Origin of the sequence: Saccharothrix sabaoui, from assembly GCF_051756985.1 — a bacterium.
In the GTDB taxonomy this organism is placed as follows: domain Bacteria; phylum Actinomycetota; class Actinomycetes; order Mycobacteriales; family Pseudonocardiaceae; genus Actinosynnema.
Genome location: NZ_JBPKJK010000097.1, coordinates 18,631 through 34,172 on the forward strand (window position 1 = coordinate 18,631; position 15,542 = coordinate 34,172).

Annotated in this window: 19 protein-coding genes; 18 read left to right on the forward strand and 1 reads right to left on the reverse strand. The window is 73.5% G+C overall.

What is annotated here, in order from left to right; translation table 11 throughout:
* The first annotated feature begins 108 nt into the window (after positions 1 to 108).
* The 17 genes from ACR807_RS26370 to ACR807_RS26450 all read left to right on the forward strand — a co-directional run bounded on the left by ACR807_RS26370 (position 109) and on the right by ACR807_RS26450 (position 13,412).
* The gene (locus tag ACR807_RS26370) at positions 109 to 810 is read left to right on the forward strand and encodes a CPBP family intramembrane glutamic endopeptidase (RefSeq protein ID WP_438924103.1); all 702 of its coding nucleotides are present in this window, start codon (positions 109 to 111) and stop codon (positions 808 to 810) included.
* Between the two features lie 9 nt (positions 811 to 819).
* Entirely contained in the window at positions 820 to 1,602 is a 783-nt protein-coding gene (locus ACR807_RS26375; RefSeq protein WP_438924104.1) for a CPBP family intramembrane glutamic endopeptidase, read from the forward strand.
* The gene (locus tag ACR807_RS26380) at positions 1,599 to 2,372 is read left to right on the forward strand and encodes a LamB/YcsF family protein (protein ID WP_438924105.1); all 774 of its coding nucleotides are present in this window, start codon (positions 1,599 to 1,601) and stop codon (positions 2,370 to 2,372) included. The genes ACR807_RS26375 and ACR807_RS26380 overlap by 4 nt, the downstream gene beginning before the upstream one ends.
* A gap of 134 nt (positions 2,373 to 2,506) precedes the next feature.
* Complete coding sequence (gene rpsP / locus ACR807_RS26385; protein ID WP_438924106.1) at positions 2,507 to 2,944, forward strand: 30S ribosomal protein S16; 438 nt, start codon at positions 2,507 to 2,509, stop codon at positions 2,942 to 2,944.
* Entirely contained in the window at positions 2,941 to 3,180 is a 240-nt protein-coding gene (locus ACR807_RS26390; RefSeq protein WP_015104447.1) for an RNA-binding protein, read from the forward strand. Before rpsP ends, ACR807_RS26390 begins: the two co-directional genes overlap by 4 nt.
* A gap of 8 nt (positions 3,181 to 3,188) precedes the next feature.
* Complete coding sequence (gene rimM / locus ACR807_RS26395) at positions 3,189 to 3,704, forward strand: ribosome maturation factor RimM (RefSeq protein ID WP_438924107.1); 516 nt, start codon at positions 3,189 to 3,191, stop codon at positions 3,702 to 3,704.
* A complete protein-coding gene (trmD, locus tag ACR807_RS26400) occupies positions 3,694 to 4,428 on the forward strand; it encodes a tRNA (guanosine(37)-N1)-methyltransferase TrmD (protein ID WP_438924108.1) in 735 nt (244 codons plus the stop codon). Before rimM ends, trmD begins: the two co-directional genes overlap by 11 nt.
* A 161-nt stretch (positions 4,429 to 4,589) precedes the next feature.
* Positions 4,590 to 4,961, forward strand: coding sequence for a 50S ribosomal protein L19 (gene rplS, locus ACR807_RS26405; RefSeq protein ID WP_438924109.1), 372 nt, complete (start codon positions 4,590 to 4,592; stop codon positions 4,959 to 4,961).
* 34 nt (positions 4,962 to 4,995) lie between these two features.
* Positions 4,996 to 5,895, forward strand: coding sequence for a signal peptidase I (gene lepB / locus ACR807_RS26410; protein ID WP_438924110.1), 900 nt, complete (start codon positions 4,996 to 4,998; stop codon positions 5,893 to 5,895).
* Positions 5,896 to 5,911: 16 nt separating this feature from the next.
* A complete protein-coding gene (gene lepB, locus ACR807_RS26415; RefSeq protein WP_438924111.1) occupies positions 5,912 to 6,814 on the forward strand; it encodes a signal peptidase I in 903 nt (300 codons plus the stop codon).
* Positions 6,815 to 6,823: 9 nt separating this feature from the next.
* Positions 6,824 to 7,618, forward strand: coding sequence for a ribonuclease HII (locus ACR807_RS26420; RefSeq protein ID WP_438924112.1), 795 nt, complete (start codon positions 6,824 to 6,826; stop codon positions 7,616 to 7,618).
* The gene (locus ACR807_RS26425; RefSeq protein ID WP_438924113.1) at positions 7,618 to 7,941 is read left to right on the forward strand and encodes a DUF2469 domain-containing protein; all 324 of its coding nucleotides are present in this window, start codon (positions 7,618 to 7,620) and stop codon (positions 7,939 to 7,941) included. The genes ACR807_RS26420 and ACR807_RS26425 overlap by 1 nt, the downstream gene beginning before the upstream one ends.
* 177 nt (positions 7,942 to 8,118) lie before the next feature.
* The gene (locus ACR807_RS26430) at positions 8,119 to 8,472 is read left to right on the forward strand and encodes a YraN family protein (protein ID WP_438924114.1); all 354 of its coding nucleotides are present in this window, start codon (positions 8,119 to 8,121) and stop codon (positions 8,470 to 8,472) included.
* Complete coding sequence (locus ACR807_RS26435) at positions 8,472 to 9,983, forward strand: YifB family Mg chelatase-like AAA ATPase (protein ID WP_438924115.1); 1,512 nt, start codon at positions 8,472 to 8,474, stop codon at positions 9,981 to 9,983. The genes ACR807_RS26430 and ACR807_RS26435 overlap by 1 nt, the downstream gene beginning before the upstream one ends.
* Positions 9,980 to 11,431, forward strand: a complete 1,452-nt coding sequence (dprA, locus tag ACR807_RS26440) for a DNA-processing protein DprA (RefSeq protein ID WP_438924116.1) — start codon at positions 9,980 to 9,982, stop codon at positions 11,429 to 11,431. Before ACR807_RS26435 ends, dprA begins: the two co-directional genes overlap by 4 nt.
* A gap of 33 nt (positions 11,432 to 11,464) precedes the next feature.
* A complete protein-coding gene (locus ACR807_RS26445; protein WP_438924117.1) occupies positions 11,465 to 12,442 on the forward strand; it encodes a tyrosine recombinase XerC in 978 nt (325 codons plus the stop codon).
* Positions 12,417 to 13,412, forward strand: coding sequence for a FliA/WhiG family RNA polymerase sigma factor (locus ACR807_RS26450; protein WP_438924118.1), 996 nt, complete (start codon positions 12,417 to 12,419; stop codon positions 13,410 to 13,412). The genes ACR807_RS26445 and ACR807_RS26450 overlap by 26 nt, the downstream gene beginning before the upstream one ends.
* 213 nt (positions 13,413 to 13,625) lie before the next feature.
* Here ACR807_RS26450 and ACR807_RS26455 read toward each other — a convergent pair whose 3' ends face one another.
* The gene (locus ACR807_RS26455; protein ID WP_438924119.1) at positions 13,626 to 14,330 is read right to left on the reverse strand and encodes a M23 family metallopeptidase; all 705 of its coding nucleotides are present in this window, start codon (positions 14,328 to 14,330) and stop codon (positions 13,626 to 13,628) included.
* A 368-nt stretch (positions 14,331 to 14,698) separates the two neighbouring features.
* Here ACR807_RS26455 and rpsB point away from each other — a divergent pair.
* Positions 14,699 to 15,542, forward strand: an 844-nt coding sequence (gene rpsB, locus ACR807_RS26460) for a 30S ribosomal protein S2 (protein ID WP_438924120.1), incomplete at its 3' end; no start/stop codon positions are given.

Consider the following 15,542-nt stretch of genomic DNA (forward strand, 5'->3'; position numbering starts at 1 on the left):
GCCGAAGCGCACCGAACCGCACCGCCCGAAGGCCCGCTGCCGCCGTCAGGGTGATCTTGACCGCCCTCGGGCGGCGTGCCCCGCCCCGGCACCACTACGTTCGGACGAGTGGAGGAACAGGACACCGGGCGGGCACACTGGTGCTTCCTGGCGTTCTTCACGGGGCTGGCGGGCTACTACCTGGCCACCCTGGTGTTCACCGCGGCGACGGCCGATCGCTTCGCCGAGGTCGACATCTCCGACCCGCCGGTGCTCGGCCCGCTCCTGCTGCTGGTGTTCCTGCCGAACGTCCTGCTCGGCCTCGGTCCCGCCGTCGTCTCCTGGCGGCGCGGCGCCGGACCGAACCGGGACTTCGGCCTGCTGCCCACGGTCCGCGACCTCAAGGTCGGCCTGGCCGCGGGCGGCGCGGCGCTGCTGGCGGCGTGGCTGCTCGGCGCGATCCTGCTCCGGCTGACCCCGGACCAGGCGACGGGCGTGGAGCAGATCGAGGCGCTGGCCGGCGGCCGCACGGTGTGGCTGGCCGCGGCGGCGCTGTTCGTCTTCCTCGGCGCACCGATCACCGAGGAACTCCTGACCAGGGGAGCACTGTGGCAGGCACTGGCGCACCACCGCGTCCCTCGACTGGCCGTCCTCGCCCTCACCGCCCTGGTGTTCGCCTTCCTGCACGAGGAGAGCTGGCGCATGATCAGCCTCTTCGCGCAGGGGCTGGCGATCGGCGCGGCCCGCATGACCACCGGTCGCGTGGCGTCGAGCGTGGTGGCCCACGCGACGAACAACCTGTTGCCCGCCGTGTACCTGTACACCGGTTGATTAGGGTGGATGGCTGTGAACCCACCGGATGAACCCCCGACAGGACTGATCGCCAGCGTCCGGGCGGTCGGGCGCGAGCCGGAACCCGTGCGGGCCGGGCAGCGCTGGGGCTTCGGCGCGTTCGTGCTGGTCGAAGCCGTCTTCATCCTCAGCGCCGTGTTCATCACGGCGATCGCCCGCACCTCGGGCACCGACATCGGCAGCTCGGTGGCGTTCATCCTGGTCGGCTCCGTGGTGCCGACCGTGCTCGCCGCCGGTGTCGCCGTGGTGATCACCTGCGTGCGCGGCAACGGCCCGTGGCAGGACCTCCGGCTGGGCTGGGACTGGGCGGACGTGAAGGTCGGCCTCAAGCTCGGCGCGCTCGGCCTGGTGCTCACCTACGTGGCCGCCGTGATCTGGTCCCGGGTCGTCGGCGACAAGAACGCCACGTCGGCCATCGGCGAGCTGGTCGACGGCGCGGGCCTGCCCCTCGGCGCGGCCGTCGTGATGTTCCTCTACGTGTGCTTCATCGGGCCGGTCTGCGAGGAGGTCATCTACCGCGGCCTGCTGTGGGGGGCGATCGAGCGGCAGCGGTGGAGCCGGTGGGCGGCGTTCACGCTCACCACGCTGATCTTCGCGGCGAGCCACCTGGAACCGCTGCGGACCTCGCTGCTGATCGTCATCGCGATCCCCATCGGCATCGCCCGGCTGATCACCCGCAGGCTCACCGCCAGCGTCGTCGCGCACGTCGTCAACAACTTCCTGCCCGGCCTGACCCTGCTCCTCGTCTCGGTGGGGGTGATGCCCGCGTGATCGACCTCAACAGCGACCTCGGCGAGGGCTTCGGCATCTGGCGGCTCGGCGACGACGACGCCCTGCTCGACGTCGTGACCAGCGCGAACGTGGCCTGCGGGTTCCACGCGGGCGACCCGTCGACGATGCGCCGGGTGTGCGCGCGGGCCGCCGCGCGGGGGGTCGCCGTCGGCGCCCAGGTCTCCTACCGCGACCTCGCGGGCTTCGGCCGCCGGTTCATCGACGCCGACCCGGGCGAGCTGGCCGACGAGGTGCTCTACCAGGTCGGCGCGCTGGAGGCGTGCGCCCGAGCGGCCGGCACGCGGGTGGCCTACGTGAAGCCGCACGGCGCGCTCTACAACGCCACCGTGCACCACGACGCGCAGGCCGCCGCCGTGGTCGCGGGCGTGCGGGCGTTCGGCGACCTGCCCGTCCTCGGGCTGCCCGGCTCGCGCCTGCTGCACCACGCCGACCGCGCGGGCCTGCGCGCGGTGCGCGAGGCGTTCGCCGACCGCGCGTACACCCCGGAGGGCACCCTGGTGCCGCGCCGCGAGCCCGGCGCGGTGCTCGGCGGCACCGACGCGGTCCTCGCGCAGGTGCTGCGGCTCGCCGAACGCGGCGAGCTGGTCGCCACCGACGGGTCCGTGATCAGGGCCGAGGTCGACTCCCTGTGCGTGCACGGCGACACGCCGGGCGCCGTCGAGCACGCCCGGGAGATCCGCGCGGCCCTCGGCGCGGCGGGGGTGGCCGTGGCCCGATTCGTACCGGAGCCGCCGCGTCTGGCAGAATGATTGGTTGTTCGCCGAGGTCGGTCCCTCTCACCGTGCCGTGGCGCCCCAGACACCTGGGCTTTTCGCACCCGTGCCCCACGCGGGTGAGGACTGCCCAACCTGAGCACATCGAAGCACGAGGAGCACCCACACCCGTGGCCGTCAAGATCAAGCTTCAGCGACTCGGCAAGATCCGTCAGCCGTACTACCGGATCGTCGTCGCCGACGCGCGCACCCGCCGCAGCGGCAAGGCCATCGAGACGATCGGCAAGTACCACCCGAAGGAAGAGCCGTCGTTCATCGCGGTCGACAGCGACCGCGCGCAGTACTGGCTGGGTGTCGGCGCGCAGCCGACCGAGTCCGTGCAGCGCCTGCTGGAGATCACCGGCGACTGGCAGAAGTTCAAGGGCCTGCCGGGCGCCGAGGGCACGCTGAAGCTCAAGGAGCCGAAGCCCAGCAAGGCGGACCTGTTCGCCGCCGCGCTGGCCGCCGCCGGCGACGCGCCGTCGACCGAGGCCACCACGCCGAAGAAGAAGGCCGCCAAGAAGGCCGACGCCGAGCCCGCCGCCGACGCCCCCAAGGACGAGGCGTGAGCTTGTTGGCTGACGCCCTCGAACACCTCGTTCGGGGCATCGTCGACCACCCGGACGACGTCCGGGTGAACCTGGTCACGACCCGGCGCGGTCGCACGCTGGAGGTCCACGTCCACCCGGACGACCTCGGCAAGGTGATCGGCCGCTCCGGCCGCACCGCGACGGCCCTGCGCACCGTGATGGCCGGTATCGGTGGTCGTGGCGTGCGGGTCGACGTGGTCGACACCGACCGCTGAGCCCGCGGATGGACGTCGTCGTCGGCCGCGTGGCCAAGGCGCACGGGATCACCGGCGAACTCGCCGTCGACGTGCGCACCGATTCACCCGAGGCCCGGTTCGCGCCGGGCGCGGTGCTGGCCGCGAAGTTGCGCGACGGCACGTCCCGCGACCTCACCGTCACAGCCGCCCGGAACCACTCCGGGCGGCTGCTGGTGCGCTTCGAGGAAGTCCTGACCAGGGACGTGGCCGAGACGCTGCGCGGCACGCTGCTGCTCGGCAGCACGGACGACCTGCCGCCGACCGGCGACCCGGACGAGTTCTACGACCACGAGCTCGAAGGCCTGAGCGCCGAGCTGGTGGACGGGACGAAGATCGGCACGGTGCACGAAATCGTGCACGGCCCCGGCGGCGAGCTGCTGGTCCTCAGGACCGAGCGCGGCGAGCAGCTGGTCCCGTTCGTGCGCGAGATCGTGCCCACGGTGGACGTCGCCGGCGGGCGCGTCGTGCTGACCCCGCCCGAGGGCCTGCTCGATGCGGATTGACGTCGTCACGATCTTCCCGGAGTACCTCGACCCGCTCCGGGCCGCCCTGCTGGGCAAGGCGATCGACCGCGGCCTGATCTCCGTCGGCGTGCACGACCTGCGCGACTGGACCCACGACGTGCACAAGGCCGTGGACGACAGCCCGTACGGCGGCGGCCCCGGCATGGTGATGAAGCCGCAGGTCTGGGGCGACGCGCTGGACGCCGTGTGCACGGAGGCGACCCGGCTGGTCGTGCCCACGCCCGCCGGCCGCCCGTTCACCCAGGCGATGGCCCACGAGCTCGCCGCGGAGGAGCACCTGGTGTTCGCCTGCGGCCGCTACGAGGGCATCGACCAGCGGGTCGTGGACGACGCGGCCCGGCGGGTGCGCGTGGACGAGGTCTCCATCGGCGACTACGTGCTGGTCGGCGGCGAGGTGGCCGTCCTCGTCGTGGTCGAGGCCGTGGCCCGGCTGCTGCCCGGCGTGCTGGGCAACCCGAAGTCCGCCGCGGAGGACTCGTTCTCCGACGGCCTGCTCGAAGGCCCGAGCTACACCCGCCCCGAGGTGTGGCGCGACCTGGCCGTGCCCGAGGTGCTGCGCTCGGGCAACCACCGGCTGATCGACCGCTGGCGCCGCGACCAGTCGCTGCGCCGGACCCGGGAACGCCGCCCCGAACTGCTCGCCGCGCTGCCCGACAGCGCCTTCGACAAGCACGACCGCAAGCTCCTGGACGAGCTGGGCTAGGCCCGATTTCGTCCGGACCGTGCCCATCTGGCACACTGGACAGGTTGCTGCACCCGGTTCAACTTGTCCGGCGTGCGCTAGCCCGCCCCCGAAGGCCGTGAAGTTTCACCCGAACGCGCGCCGGGGGAGTACGTACACGTGAGGACGAGGACGGACCACCGATGAACACCCTGGACGCTCTTGACGCCCAGTCGCTGCGCTCCGACATCCCGAGCTTCCGGCCGGGCGACACGCTGAAGGTCCACGTCCGCGTCATCGAGGGCTCCCGTGAGCGGGTCCAGGTGTTCCAGGGCGTCGTGATCCGCCGCCAGGGCGGTGGCATCCGCGAGACCTTCACCGTCCGCAAGGTCTCGTTCGGCGTCGGCGTCGAGCGCACCTTCCCGGTGCACTCCCCGAACATCGCCGAGGTCGAGGTGGCCTCCCGCGGTGCCGTGCGCCGCGCGAAGCTCTACTACCTCCGCGACCTGCGCGGCAAGGCCGCCAAGATCAAGGAGAAGCGCGACGCGAAGCCCGGGGCCAAGCCGGCCTCCTGACGCCCGGCTCACGCGGAACCAGTAGCCTGCCCACGTGGCAGAACCCGTGCACCGCTCCGCTGACGAAGACGGTCAGGAACCCGCAGCCGAGTCCACTCCGGACGAGGCTGCGGGTGGTGGCCCGAAGGGCAAGAAGAAGCCGCCGCTCTGGCGCGAGCTGCTCGTGCTCGCCGCGACGGCGCTGGTCCTGACGGTCCTGATCCAGACCTTCCTGGCGAGGGTGTACGTGATCCCGTCGCAGTCGATGGAGGAGACCCTCCACGGCTGCCCCGGGTGCAACAACGACCGGGTGCTGGTCGACAAGCTGGTCTACGACTTCGGCGACATCGAGCCCGGCGAGGTCGTCGTCTTCCGCGGCCCCGAGGCGTGGGGCAACAACGACTTCACCTCGACGCGCTCCGAGAACCCGGTCGTCGCCGGCCTCCAGTCCGTGCTGTCCCTGATCGGCCTCGCGCCGCCGGACGAGCGCGACTTCGTCAAGCGCGTCATCGCCGTCGGCGGCCAGACCGTCGAGTGCTGCGACGACCAGCACCGGCTCAAGGTCGACGGCAAGCCGCTGGACGAGCCCTACGTCTACTGGGCGCCCGGCACCTCGCCGGAGGACCACAAGCCGTTCGAGGCGGTCAAGGTCCCCGAGGGCCAGCTCTGGGTGATGGGCGACAACCGGACGAACTCCACCGACTCCCGCGCGCAGGGCGGCGGCGGCCTGAACGGCACCGTGCCCGAGGAGAACGTGATCGGCAAGGCGCGCGTCATCGTGCTGCCGCCGTCGCGCTGGCAGGGCATCGGCGACCACAACCCGCAGGCCGTGTCGCTGGGCGCGCCCGCGTGGCAGCAGGGCATCCCGGCGGGCGCCGGGCTCGTCGCCGCGTGGCCCCTGGTGTTCTTCACCCGGAAGGTGCGGAGGCGGTTGACCAGGGCCTCACAGGTCTGATCGGTACGCTGGGCGGGTGGTAGACGTCGCACCGTCCCGTGGCCCCTCCGACGGGGAGGACCCGGAGCACGAGGAGAAGGTCGAGCAGTGGCGCGCCCGCGCGCACGAGAAGGCCAAGAAGAAGGGCTCGTTCTGGAAGGAACTGCCCATCCTCATCGGTGTCGCCGTCGTGCTGGCGGTGCTGATCCAGTCCTTCCTGGCCAAGGTCTACATGATCCCGTCGGAGTCGATGGAGCAGACGCTCCACGGCTGCTCCGACGGCTGCTTCGGCGACCGCGTGCTGGTCGACAAGCTCACCTACGACTTCACCGACCCCTCGCCGGGTGACGTGGTCGTGTTCCACGGTCCCGACACCTGGATCAACCAGGACTTCGTGACCGAGGAGCCGACCAACCCGGTGACCAGGGCGATCCAGGGCCTCGGCTCGCTGATGGGCTTCCCGTCTGCGAACGAGGAGGACTTCGTCAAGCGGGTCATCGCCGTCGGCGGGCAGACCGTGCAGTGCTGCGACGAGCGCAACCGGGTCGTGGTCGACGGCAAGCCGCTCGACGAGCCCTACGTGCACTGGGAGCCGGGCCGCAGCACCGTGCAGGAGTCGTTCGCGGAGCTGAAGATCCCCGAGGGCTACCTGTTCGTGCTCGGCGACAACCGCAACGACTCGTGCGACTCCCGGTGCCAGGGCGACGGCCGCGAGGGCGGTCTGGTGCCGGTCGACAACGTGGTGGGCAAGGCCCGCGTGATCGTGCTGCCGCCGGCCCGCTGGCAGGGCGTGGGCGACCACAACCCCCAGGTCGTGGCCATCGGCGCCCCCGCCTGGCAGGACGCCCTGCCGGCCGGCGCCGGGTTCGCGGCGGCCTGGCCGGTGCTGCTGCTGGGCAAGCGCGTGCGGGCGCGGTTCCGGCGTTCGCGCCTGGGATAGGGTCGAGGGGTGATCCGCAAGCCGCCCCGCGTCCAGGTCCGGCCGGCCGCGGGCATCTGGGCGTTCCAGGCCGCGCTCGACCGGCGCGGCCTCGGCCCGGTGGCGGGCGTGGACGAGGCGGGCCGGGGCGCGTGCGCCGGACCGCTGGTGGTCGCGTCGTGCGTGCTCAAGCCGGGTGACGCGGCGAAGTTCGAGGGCCTGACCGACTCGAAGCTGCTCACCGCCGCCGCCCGTGACCGCGTGCACGACCTGGTGCTCAGGCACGCGGTCGACTACGCGGTCGTCGTCGTCCCCGCGGCCGAGGTCGACCTGATCGGCGTGCACGTGGCGAACATCGAGGGGATGCGGCGGGCTGTCGCCCGTTTGGGTGCACATCCCGGCTACGTGCTGACCGACGGGTTCCCGGTCCCGGGCCTCACGGCGCCGAGCATGCCGGTTGTCAAGGGCGACCGCGTGGCGGCCTGCGTGGCGGCCGCGTCGGTGTTGGCCAAGGTCACGCGCGACCGGATCATGACCGAGCTGCACGGGGAGCTGCCCGCCTACGGGTTCGACGTGCACAAGGGCTACAGCACGGCGGACCACACCGCGGCGCTCGCGGAGCACGGCCCGAGTGCGCAACACCGCTGGTCGTATGCGAATGTGGCGGCGGCAGCGGCTCGTCACGGCCTGGAGCCGCCGCACCGGGTGGCGCGTGGCGTCGTGCCCGCCGGTGTGGTCCAGAATGGAACACCCCCGCAGACCAGCGGTGGCAGGCTCGCGACGAGGAGGGGCGCGGATTCGATGAGTACCCGCGCGGAGGCGTAATGAGTGCAGAGGATCTCGAGAAGTACGAGACCGAGATGGAGTTGTCGCTGTACAAGGAGTACCGCGACATCGTCAGCCAGTTCTCGTTCGTCGTGGAGACCGAGCGGCGGTTCTACCTGGCCAACTCGGTGGACGTGCAGGTCCGCAACGCGGACGGCGAGGTCTACTTCGAGGTGCGGATGTCCGACGCCTGGGTGTGGGACATGTACCGCCCCGCCCGGTTCGTCAAGAACGTCCGGGTGATCACGTTCAAGGACGTGAACGTCGAGGAGCTCGACAAGCCCGAGCTGCGGCTGCCCGAGGACGGTCCGTTCAACACCTGACAGACGGCTTCCACGTCGCGGGGGTCTGCCGTCCGGCAGGCCCCCGCCGCGTTCTCCGGGTGGCTCCACCCGGTTGTCCACAGGCCGCGGAGTTGTCCACAGTTCCGGAGATCGTGCCGGCGCTCCCCCCGTTCCTCCCGGATGGTCGACCACACGACCACCACCGGGAGGAACGAGATGAGCACGGCAACCGACCTGGGCAGGCGCGGCGAGGACGCGGCCTGCCGCTACCTCGAACACCAGGGCCTGTCCCTGCTCGCCCGCAACTGGCGCTGCGAGGAGGGTGAGCTCGACGTCGTCGCGACGGACGGCGACCAGTTGGTCGTGGTCGAGGTGAAGTGCCGTTCGGGCACCGACCGGGGCGCGCCGCTGGAGGCCGTGGCGCCCGGGCAGCTCGACCGGGTGCGCCGGGCCTCGCAGCGCTGGTCGGTGCTGCACCGCCTGCCCGGCGTCCGCATCCGCGTGGACGTCGTGTCGATCGAGTGGCCGCCCGGCGGTCGCGTCCGCCTCCACCACCTGCGGGGTGTGTGATGGCGCTGGCGCGCACCTGGTCCGTGGCCCTGCTCGGGGTCGACGGCGTGCCCGTGGAGATCGAGGCCGACGTCGGCGCGGGCACCGTGCGGACGCAGCTCCTGGGCCTGCCGGACGCGGCCCTGCACGAGTCGAAGGACCGCGTGCGCGCGGCGGTCCGCAACAGCGGCCGGGCGTGGCCGACGCGGCGGGTGACCCTGGGCCTGTCCCCGGCGACGCTGCCGAAGAACGGCTCGGGCTACGACCTGGCCATCGCGTGCGTCGTCCTGGCCGCGACCGGGGAGGTGCCCGGCGAGCGGCTGGCGGGCACCGCGCTGCTGGGCGAACTGGCCCTCGACGGCCGGGTCCGCGCGGTCCGCGGCGTCCTGCCGTCGCTGCTGGCGGCGCGGCGGGCGGGGCTGACCGAGGCGGTCGTCCCGGTCGACTCCCTGCCCGAGGCGGCGCTCGTCGACGGCCTGACCCTGCACGGCGCGTCCACCCTCACCGAGGTCCTGGCGTGGCTGGCGGGCGAGGGCGGCCTGGCCGCCGCGCCCGAACCGGCCCCGGCCCGGCCGCCGGACGGCCCGGACCTGGCGGACGTGCTCGGCCAGCCGGAGGCGAGGTGGGCGCTGGAGGTGGCGGCGGCGGGCGGCCACCACCTCCTGCTCACCGGGCCGCCCGGCACCGGGAAGACGATGCTGGCCCAGCGCCTGGCGGGCCTGCTGCCGCCGCTGGCGGGGGACGAGGCGCTGGGCGTGACGGCCGTGCACTCCGTCGCGGGGCTGCTCACGCCGGAGGCCCCGCTGGTCTCGACGCCGCCGTTCGTCTCGCTGCACCACTCCACCTCCACCGCCGCGCTCGTCGGCGGCGGGACGGGCACGGCCAAACCGGGCGCGATGAGCCGGGCCCACCGCGGGGTCCTGTTCCTGGACGAGGCCCGCGAGTTCGGCGCGGCCAAGCTGGAGGCCCTCCGCACCGCCCTGGAGGAGGGCGAGGTGCGCCTGGCCAGGCGTGACGGCATAGCCCGGTACCCGGCGAGGTTCCAGCTGGTCATGGCCACCAACCCCTGTCCGTGCGCGCCGCCGAAGGACGTCGACTGCCTCTGCCCGCCCGCGGCCAGGCGGCGCTACGCGGCGAAGCTGTCCGGCCCCCTGCTGGACCGCGTGGACCTGCGCGTGACCATGCGCCCCCTCACCGCCATGTCGGGCGCGGAGGTGAGCCCGCCGGAACCGTCCGCGACGGTCAGGGCGAGGGTCCGCGAGGCCAGGGCGAGGGCCACCGAGCGCTGGTCCGCCCACGGCTGGCCGACCAACGCGGAGGTACCGGGCCCGGTCCTGCGCCGCGACCACGCCCTGCCGCGCGACGTCACCCGGGTCCTGGACCGGGCGCTGGCGCTGGGCGCGCTGACGGGCCGGGGCGCGGACAGGTGCCTCCGCGTCGCCTGGACCCTGGCCGACCTGGCGAAGGCGGACCGCCCGACCGCCGACCACGTGGCCGCCGCCCTCGAATTCCGCGACAGGAGTGCGTCGTGACGCGCCCCGCGCCCGCTCCCGCCACCTCGGCCGCCAGCCCGCCCGCCACCTCGGCCGCCAGCCCGGCCGCCACCTCGGCCGCCAGCCCGGCCGCCGGAGCGGACCACCTGGCCGCCAGCCCGGCTACCAGCCCGGCCGCCGGAGCGGACCACCCCGCCGCGACCCCGCCCGCCGGAGCGGACTACCCGGCCGCAACCCCGCCCGCCGGAGCGGCCGCGACCCCGCCCGCCAGAGCGGATCACCCGGCCGGGATGGGCCGGCCCGCGTCGCCGGTGCCGGTGCCGGTGCCGCGGGGGCCTGCGGTGGGCGATGACGTCCTGCTGGCGAGGGCCTACCTGTCCCGGGTCGCGGAGCCGCCCGCGCACGCCCTGCACGCGTTCGTGGCCGAGGTGGGGCCGGTCGCGGCGGCGGAGCTGGTCCGTCGCGGGGACGTGCCCGCCGCCGTCGACAGCCAGACCTCCGCCCGGCGCGCGGAGGTCCGGGCCGAGCGCGACCTGGAGCTCGTGGCGGCGGTCGGCGGGCGGCTCCTCGTGCCCGAGGACCCGGAGTGGCCGTCGTGGCCGTTCACCGCGCTGGGCACGGCCGCCGCCAACGGCCTGCGCTGCGGCGGGGAGCCACTGGCGCTGTGGGTGCGCGGCCGGGTGGACCTGGCCGGCGCCGCCGAGCGCGCCGTCGCGGTCGTCGGCAGCCGGGCCGCGACCGGGTACGGGCAGCACGTCGCCGAGGAGTTCGGCTTCGGGCTGGCCGAGGCGGGGGTGACCGTGGTGTCCGGTGCCGCCTACGGGATCGACGGGGCGGCGCACCGGGGCGCGCTGACCGCCGGCGGCACGACGGTCGCGGTGCTGGCGTGCGGCGTCGACGTCGCCTACCCCGCCGGTCACCGGGCGCTGATCGAGCGCATCGCCGCCGAGGGGCTGGTGGTGAGCGAGTACCCGCCGGCGCACACCCCGGCCCGGCACCGGTTCCTCACCCGGAACCGGCTGATCGCGGCGCTCGCGGAGGGCACGGTCGTCGTCGAGGCCGGGCGGCGCAGCGGCGCGAAGAACACGGCGGCCTCGACGACCGCGCTGGGGCGGGTGCTGATGGCGGTGCCCGGTCCGATCACCTCGGTCAGCTCGACCGGGTGCCACGAGCTGCTCAGGTCGGGCGAGGCGCTGCCGGTGAGCAGCGTGGCCGAGGTCGTCGAGTCGACCGGGCGGCTCGGGGTCGACCTGGTCGAGGCGCGGCGGAACACCGAGGCCGGGCCGCCGCAGGGCGACGCGATGAGGGTGTTCGAAGCCCTCGGGCTGGCGTTCGGCCACAGCCCGGAGGCCATCTCGGTGGAGTCCGGCGTCGAGCTGGCGAGGGTGCGCGCTCTGCTGCCACAACTGGAACTGGCCCGTCTCGCGGAACGCGGCGAATCAGGTTGGAAGCGTTCCCAGGAGGCGAGTTGGCGTGGCGATGCTTGACCAAGGGCGTCCGAGGGCGCAGCGTCAGGGTCTATGTCCCCGCAGCCGCCCGCTCGGACACGTCGTGTCGATCTCGTGCGCCTCCGTCGCGCGCTCCCGGACGACGTGGCGGCCGTGCTGGACGGCTTCGAGCGCCACCTGTCGATGGAGCGCGGGCTGTCCCCGCACACCGTCCGCGCCTACCTCGGCGACGTCGTCGCCCTGCTGGTCCACCTGGCCGGGGACGAGCCCGACAACGCCACCGCGGAGGCCGTCGACCTCCCCGGGCTGCGCTCGTGGCTCGCCGCTCAGCACGCGGCGGGCGCGGGGCGGACGACGCTCGCCCGCCGCGCGGCCTCCGCCCGCGCGTTCACCGCGTGGGCCACCCGCACGGGCGCGCTGGCCGCGGACCCGGGGCCGCGGCTCGTCGCGCCGCGCCCGCACCGGACGCTGCCCGCGGTGCTGCGGCCGGACCAGGCCGGGGCCGCCATGGCAGTAGCGGAAGTAAGCGCGGAACAGGGCGATCCGGTTGCGCTGCGTGACCAAGCCGTGGTGGAGTTGCTGTACGCGACAGGTGTCCGGGTCGCCGAGTTGTGCGGTCTCGACCTCGACGACGTGGACTACTCCCAAAGGGTGATTCGGGTTCTGGGCAAGGGCAACCGCGAACGCACGGTGCCGTTCGGCGTTCCGGCCGAACGGGCGGTACGGCGCTGGGTGGAGCACGGGCGGTCGGCGCTGGTCAACGACCGTTCACACCGCGCGCTGCTACTGGGTGCGCGGGGCGGCAGGCTCGACCCGCGTACCGCCAGGCGGGTCGTCCACGATGTAGTGGGTGCGGTGCCCGGGGCGAACGACACCGGGCCCCACGGGCTGCGCCACTCCGCGGCCACGCACCTGTTGGAAGGAGGAGCGGACCTGCGCACCGTCCAAGAGCTTCTTGGTCACGCTACGCTCGCAACCACTCAGCTCTACACACACGTCACCGTCGAACGGCTGAAGGCGATCCATGACCGAACCCACCCCCGCTCCTGACGTCGCAGGGGGAGGTTCGCGGACCGCAACCGTGACCTCTCCCTCCGCCGCGCACGTCGGGACCTCGTCGGAGTCGCGCACCCCGGCCGGGACGAACGGTCACCACGTCGACGGTGCGCAAGGGCTCAACGGCCACGCCGCACCGGCGCCCGTCGGCAGACCGGCGCACCCGGCGTCCGAGTCGCGCACCGCCGACGACGTGGAAGCCGGGATCATCGCGCTGTGGCACAAGTACGGCGAGTCGCGCGAGCAGGGCCTGCGCGACCGGCTGGTGCTGCACTACGCCCCGCTGGTCAAGTACGTCGCGGGTCGCGTCGGCACCGGCCTGCCCGCGCACGTCGACGTGGCCGACCTGATCCAGTCCGGCATCTTCGGCCTGGTCGACGCGATCGAGAAGTTCGAGCCCGAGCGCGGCCTGAAGTTCGAGACGTACGCGATGCAGCGCATCCGCGGCGCGATCCTCGACGACCTGCGCTCCCAGGACTGGGTGCCGCGCTCGGTCCGCAGCCGGGCCCGCGACGTCGAGCGCGCGCTCGAACGCCTCGGCGCCAGCCTCCAGCGCACCCCGACCGACCGCGAGCTGGCCGCCGAGCTGAAGATCGGCCTCGGTGAGCTGCGCGAGCTGTACGCCCAGCTCCAGCTCACCAGCGTCGTCGCGCTGGACGAGCTGATCGCCGCGGGCCGCAACGCCGGTGGCGCGGGCTCCTCGCTGGCCGAGTCGCTGCCCGACGAGGGCGCGGAGGACCCGATCGCGAGCCTGGTCGACCAGGACAGCCGACGCCAGCTCGCCGACGCCATCGCCCAGCTCGCCGAGCGCGACCGGGTCGTGGTGACCCTGTACTACTTCGAGAACCTGACCCTCGCCGAGATCGGCAAGGTGCTCGGGGTCACCGAGTCCCGGGTCTGCCAGCTCCACACGCGGGCGGTCCTGCGCCTCCGCACCAAGCTCAACGAGCAGCTCGAAACCTGACGCCCGACGCGTCCGCGCCCGGACAACGGCGGCCCGGCACCCGGCGACCGGACACACGGCGGCCCGGCATCCGGCGACCGGACACAGGCGGCCCGGCATCGGGCGGCCCGGCACCGGCGACCCGGCATCCGACGACCGGGCATCTACGGCCGGGACACCCGGTGACCGATCACCGGCGTCGAGCACCCGCCGCGCTGCGGCGTCGTCATCGCGTCACCCCCGCACCACCACTTCGCCGCCATTCCGCCCGGACGCATGCCCGGACGCATGCCCGGACGCATGCCCGGACACCTGCCCTGACACCCCGCCCCGCTTTGACGCCCCGCTCGGCCCGGCTCGGGGGAGCAGGCGCACCCGGCCCGAGGCCACCAGGCGCAGCGGGTCGAGGTAGTCGCGGGCTCGGGGCGGGCTCGTCCTCAGGGCTCCCCAGTGCAGGCAGGCCGGGGTCGGGCAGCCCTCGTGGCCCGGTCGCAGGGTGCCGATCCGGTCGCCCCGCCGGACGGTCCGACCCGCGTGGACCTCGGGCGTGACCGGCTCGTAGGTGGTGCGCAGGCCGCCGGTGTGGAGCAGGGAGACCAGCGGGCGGCCGGCCACCGGGCCGCCGTGCAGGACCACGCCGTCGGCGGCGGCCAGGACCGCGGTGCCCGGTGGGGCGGCCAGGTCGACGCCCCGGTGGCCCGCGGCGTACGGGCCGGGTGGGGGTTCGAAGCGGCGGACCACCTCGCGTGGTGGGGGCAGTGGCCAGGCGAAGCGCGGTGCTCGGCTCGCCGCCGCCCGGTCGGCCACCGGGAGGCCGGCCACCAGGAGGGCGGTTGCCGGGAGGGCGGTTGCCGGGAGGGCGGTCAGCGGGGGTGGGGGAGTGAGGAGCAGGGTGGCTGTCAAGGCCAGGACCAGCGGCGTTCGCATCGTGGGAGTCATGCCTCCACGGTCCGGGGTCGCGGCGGTGGCTGCCAGCGGCTTCTCGTCGGTTGTGGACAACTCGACGGCCTGTGGACAACTCCCGGGGGCGGTTCGGTGTTCCGGAGCTGATCGGCGTACACTCGTGCCGCGGCCCGTGTGAGCGCGGGACGACTTCGCGTGCCAATGCAGATCCGACCCGCTTCCGTGGTCGAGTCACGCAGTCCGGCGGTCCCGAGGGTGTGGCGAGCACACTGCGACACCCCTCCGGTTCGGGCGGCGGCAAGGGCACCAGGGCGGCGGTCCACCCCGGTCCGCCGCGATGAACCGGAACCGCGTGCCGGCCCGAGACGGCCGGTGCGCCCGAACGAAGAGGTGCGAACCCGGCCATGGCCGTCGTCACCATGAAGCAGCTGCTCGACAGCGGCGTGCACTTCGGGCACCAGACCCGCCGCTGGAACCCGAAGATGAAGCGCTACATCTTCACCGAGCGCAACGGCATCTACATCATCGACCTCCAGCAGACGCTGACCTACATCGACCGGGCTTACGAGTTCGTGAAGGAAACGGTCGCGCACGGCGGGTCGATCCTGTTCATCGGCACCAAGAAGCAGGCGCAGGAGGCCATCGCCAACGAGGCCCTCCGCGTCGGCATGCCCTTCGTGAACCAGCGGTGGCTGGGCGGCATGCTCACCAACTTCTCCACGGTGCACAAGCGCCTCCAGCGGCTCAAGGAGCTGGAGTCGATGGAGCAGACCGGCGGTTTCCAGGGTTTCACCAAGAAGGAAATCCTGATGATGAACCGCGAGAAGGACAAGCTGGAGCGCACGCTCGGCGGTATCCGCGACATGTCCAAGGTGCCCAGCGCCGTGTGGATCGTGGACACCAAGAAGGAGCACATCGCGGTCGGTGAGGCTCGCAAGCTGAACATCCCGATCGTGGCGATCCTCGACACGAACTGCGACCCGGACGAGGTCGACTACCCGATCCCGGGCAACGACGACGCGATCCGTTCCGCCGCGCTGCTGACCAAGGTCGTGGCCGAGGCCGCCGCCGCCGGTCTGATGCAGCGCTCGGGTGGCCGCAACCAGGCCGCCGACGGCGCCGAGAAGCCCGAGCCGGGTGTCGGCACCGACGAGCCGCTGGCCGAGTGGGAGCAGGAGCTGCTGGTCGGCGCCGACGCGCCCGCCGCCGCTGCCGCCCCCGCCGAGGCGCCCGCCGCCCCGGCCGAGG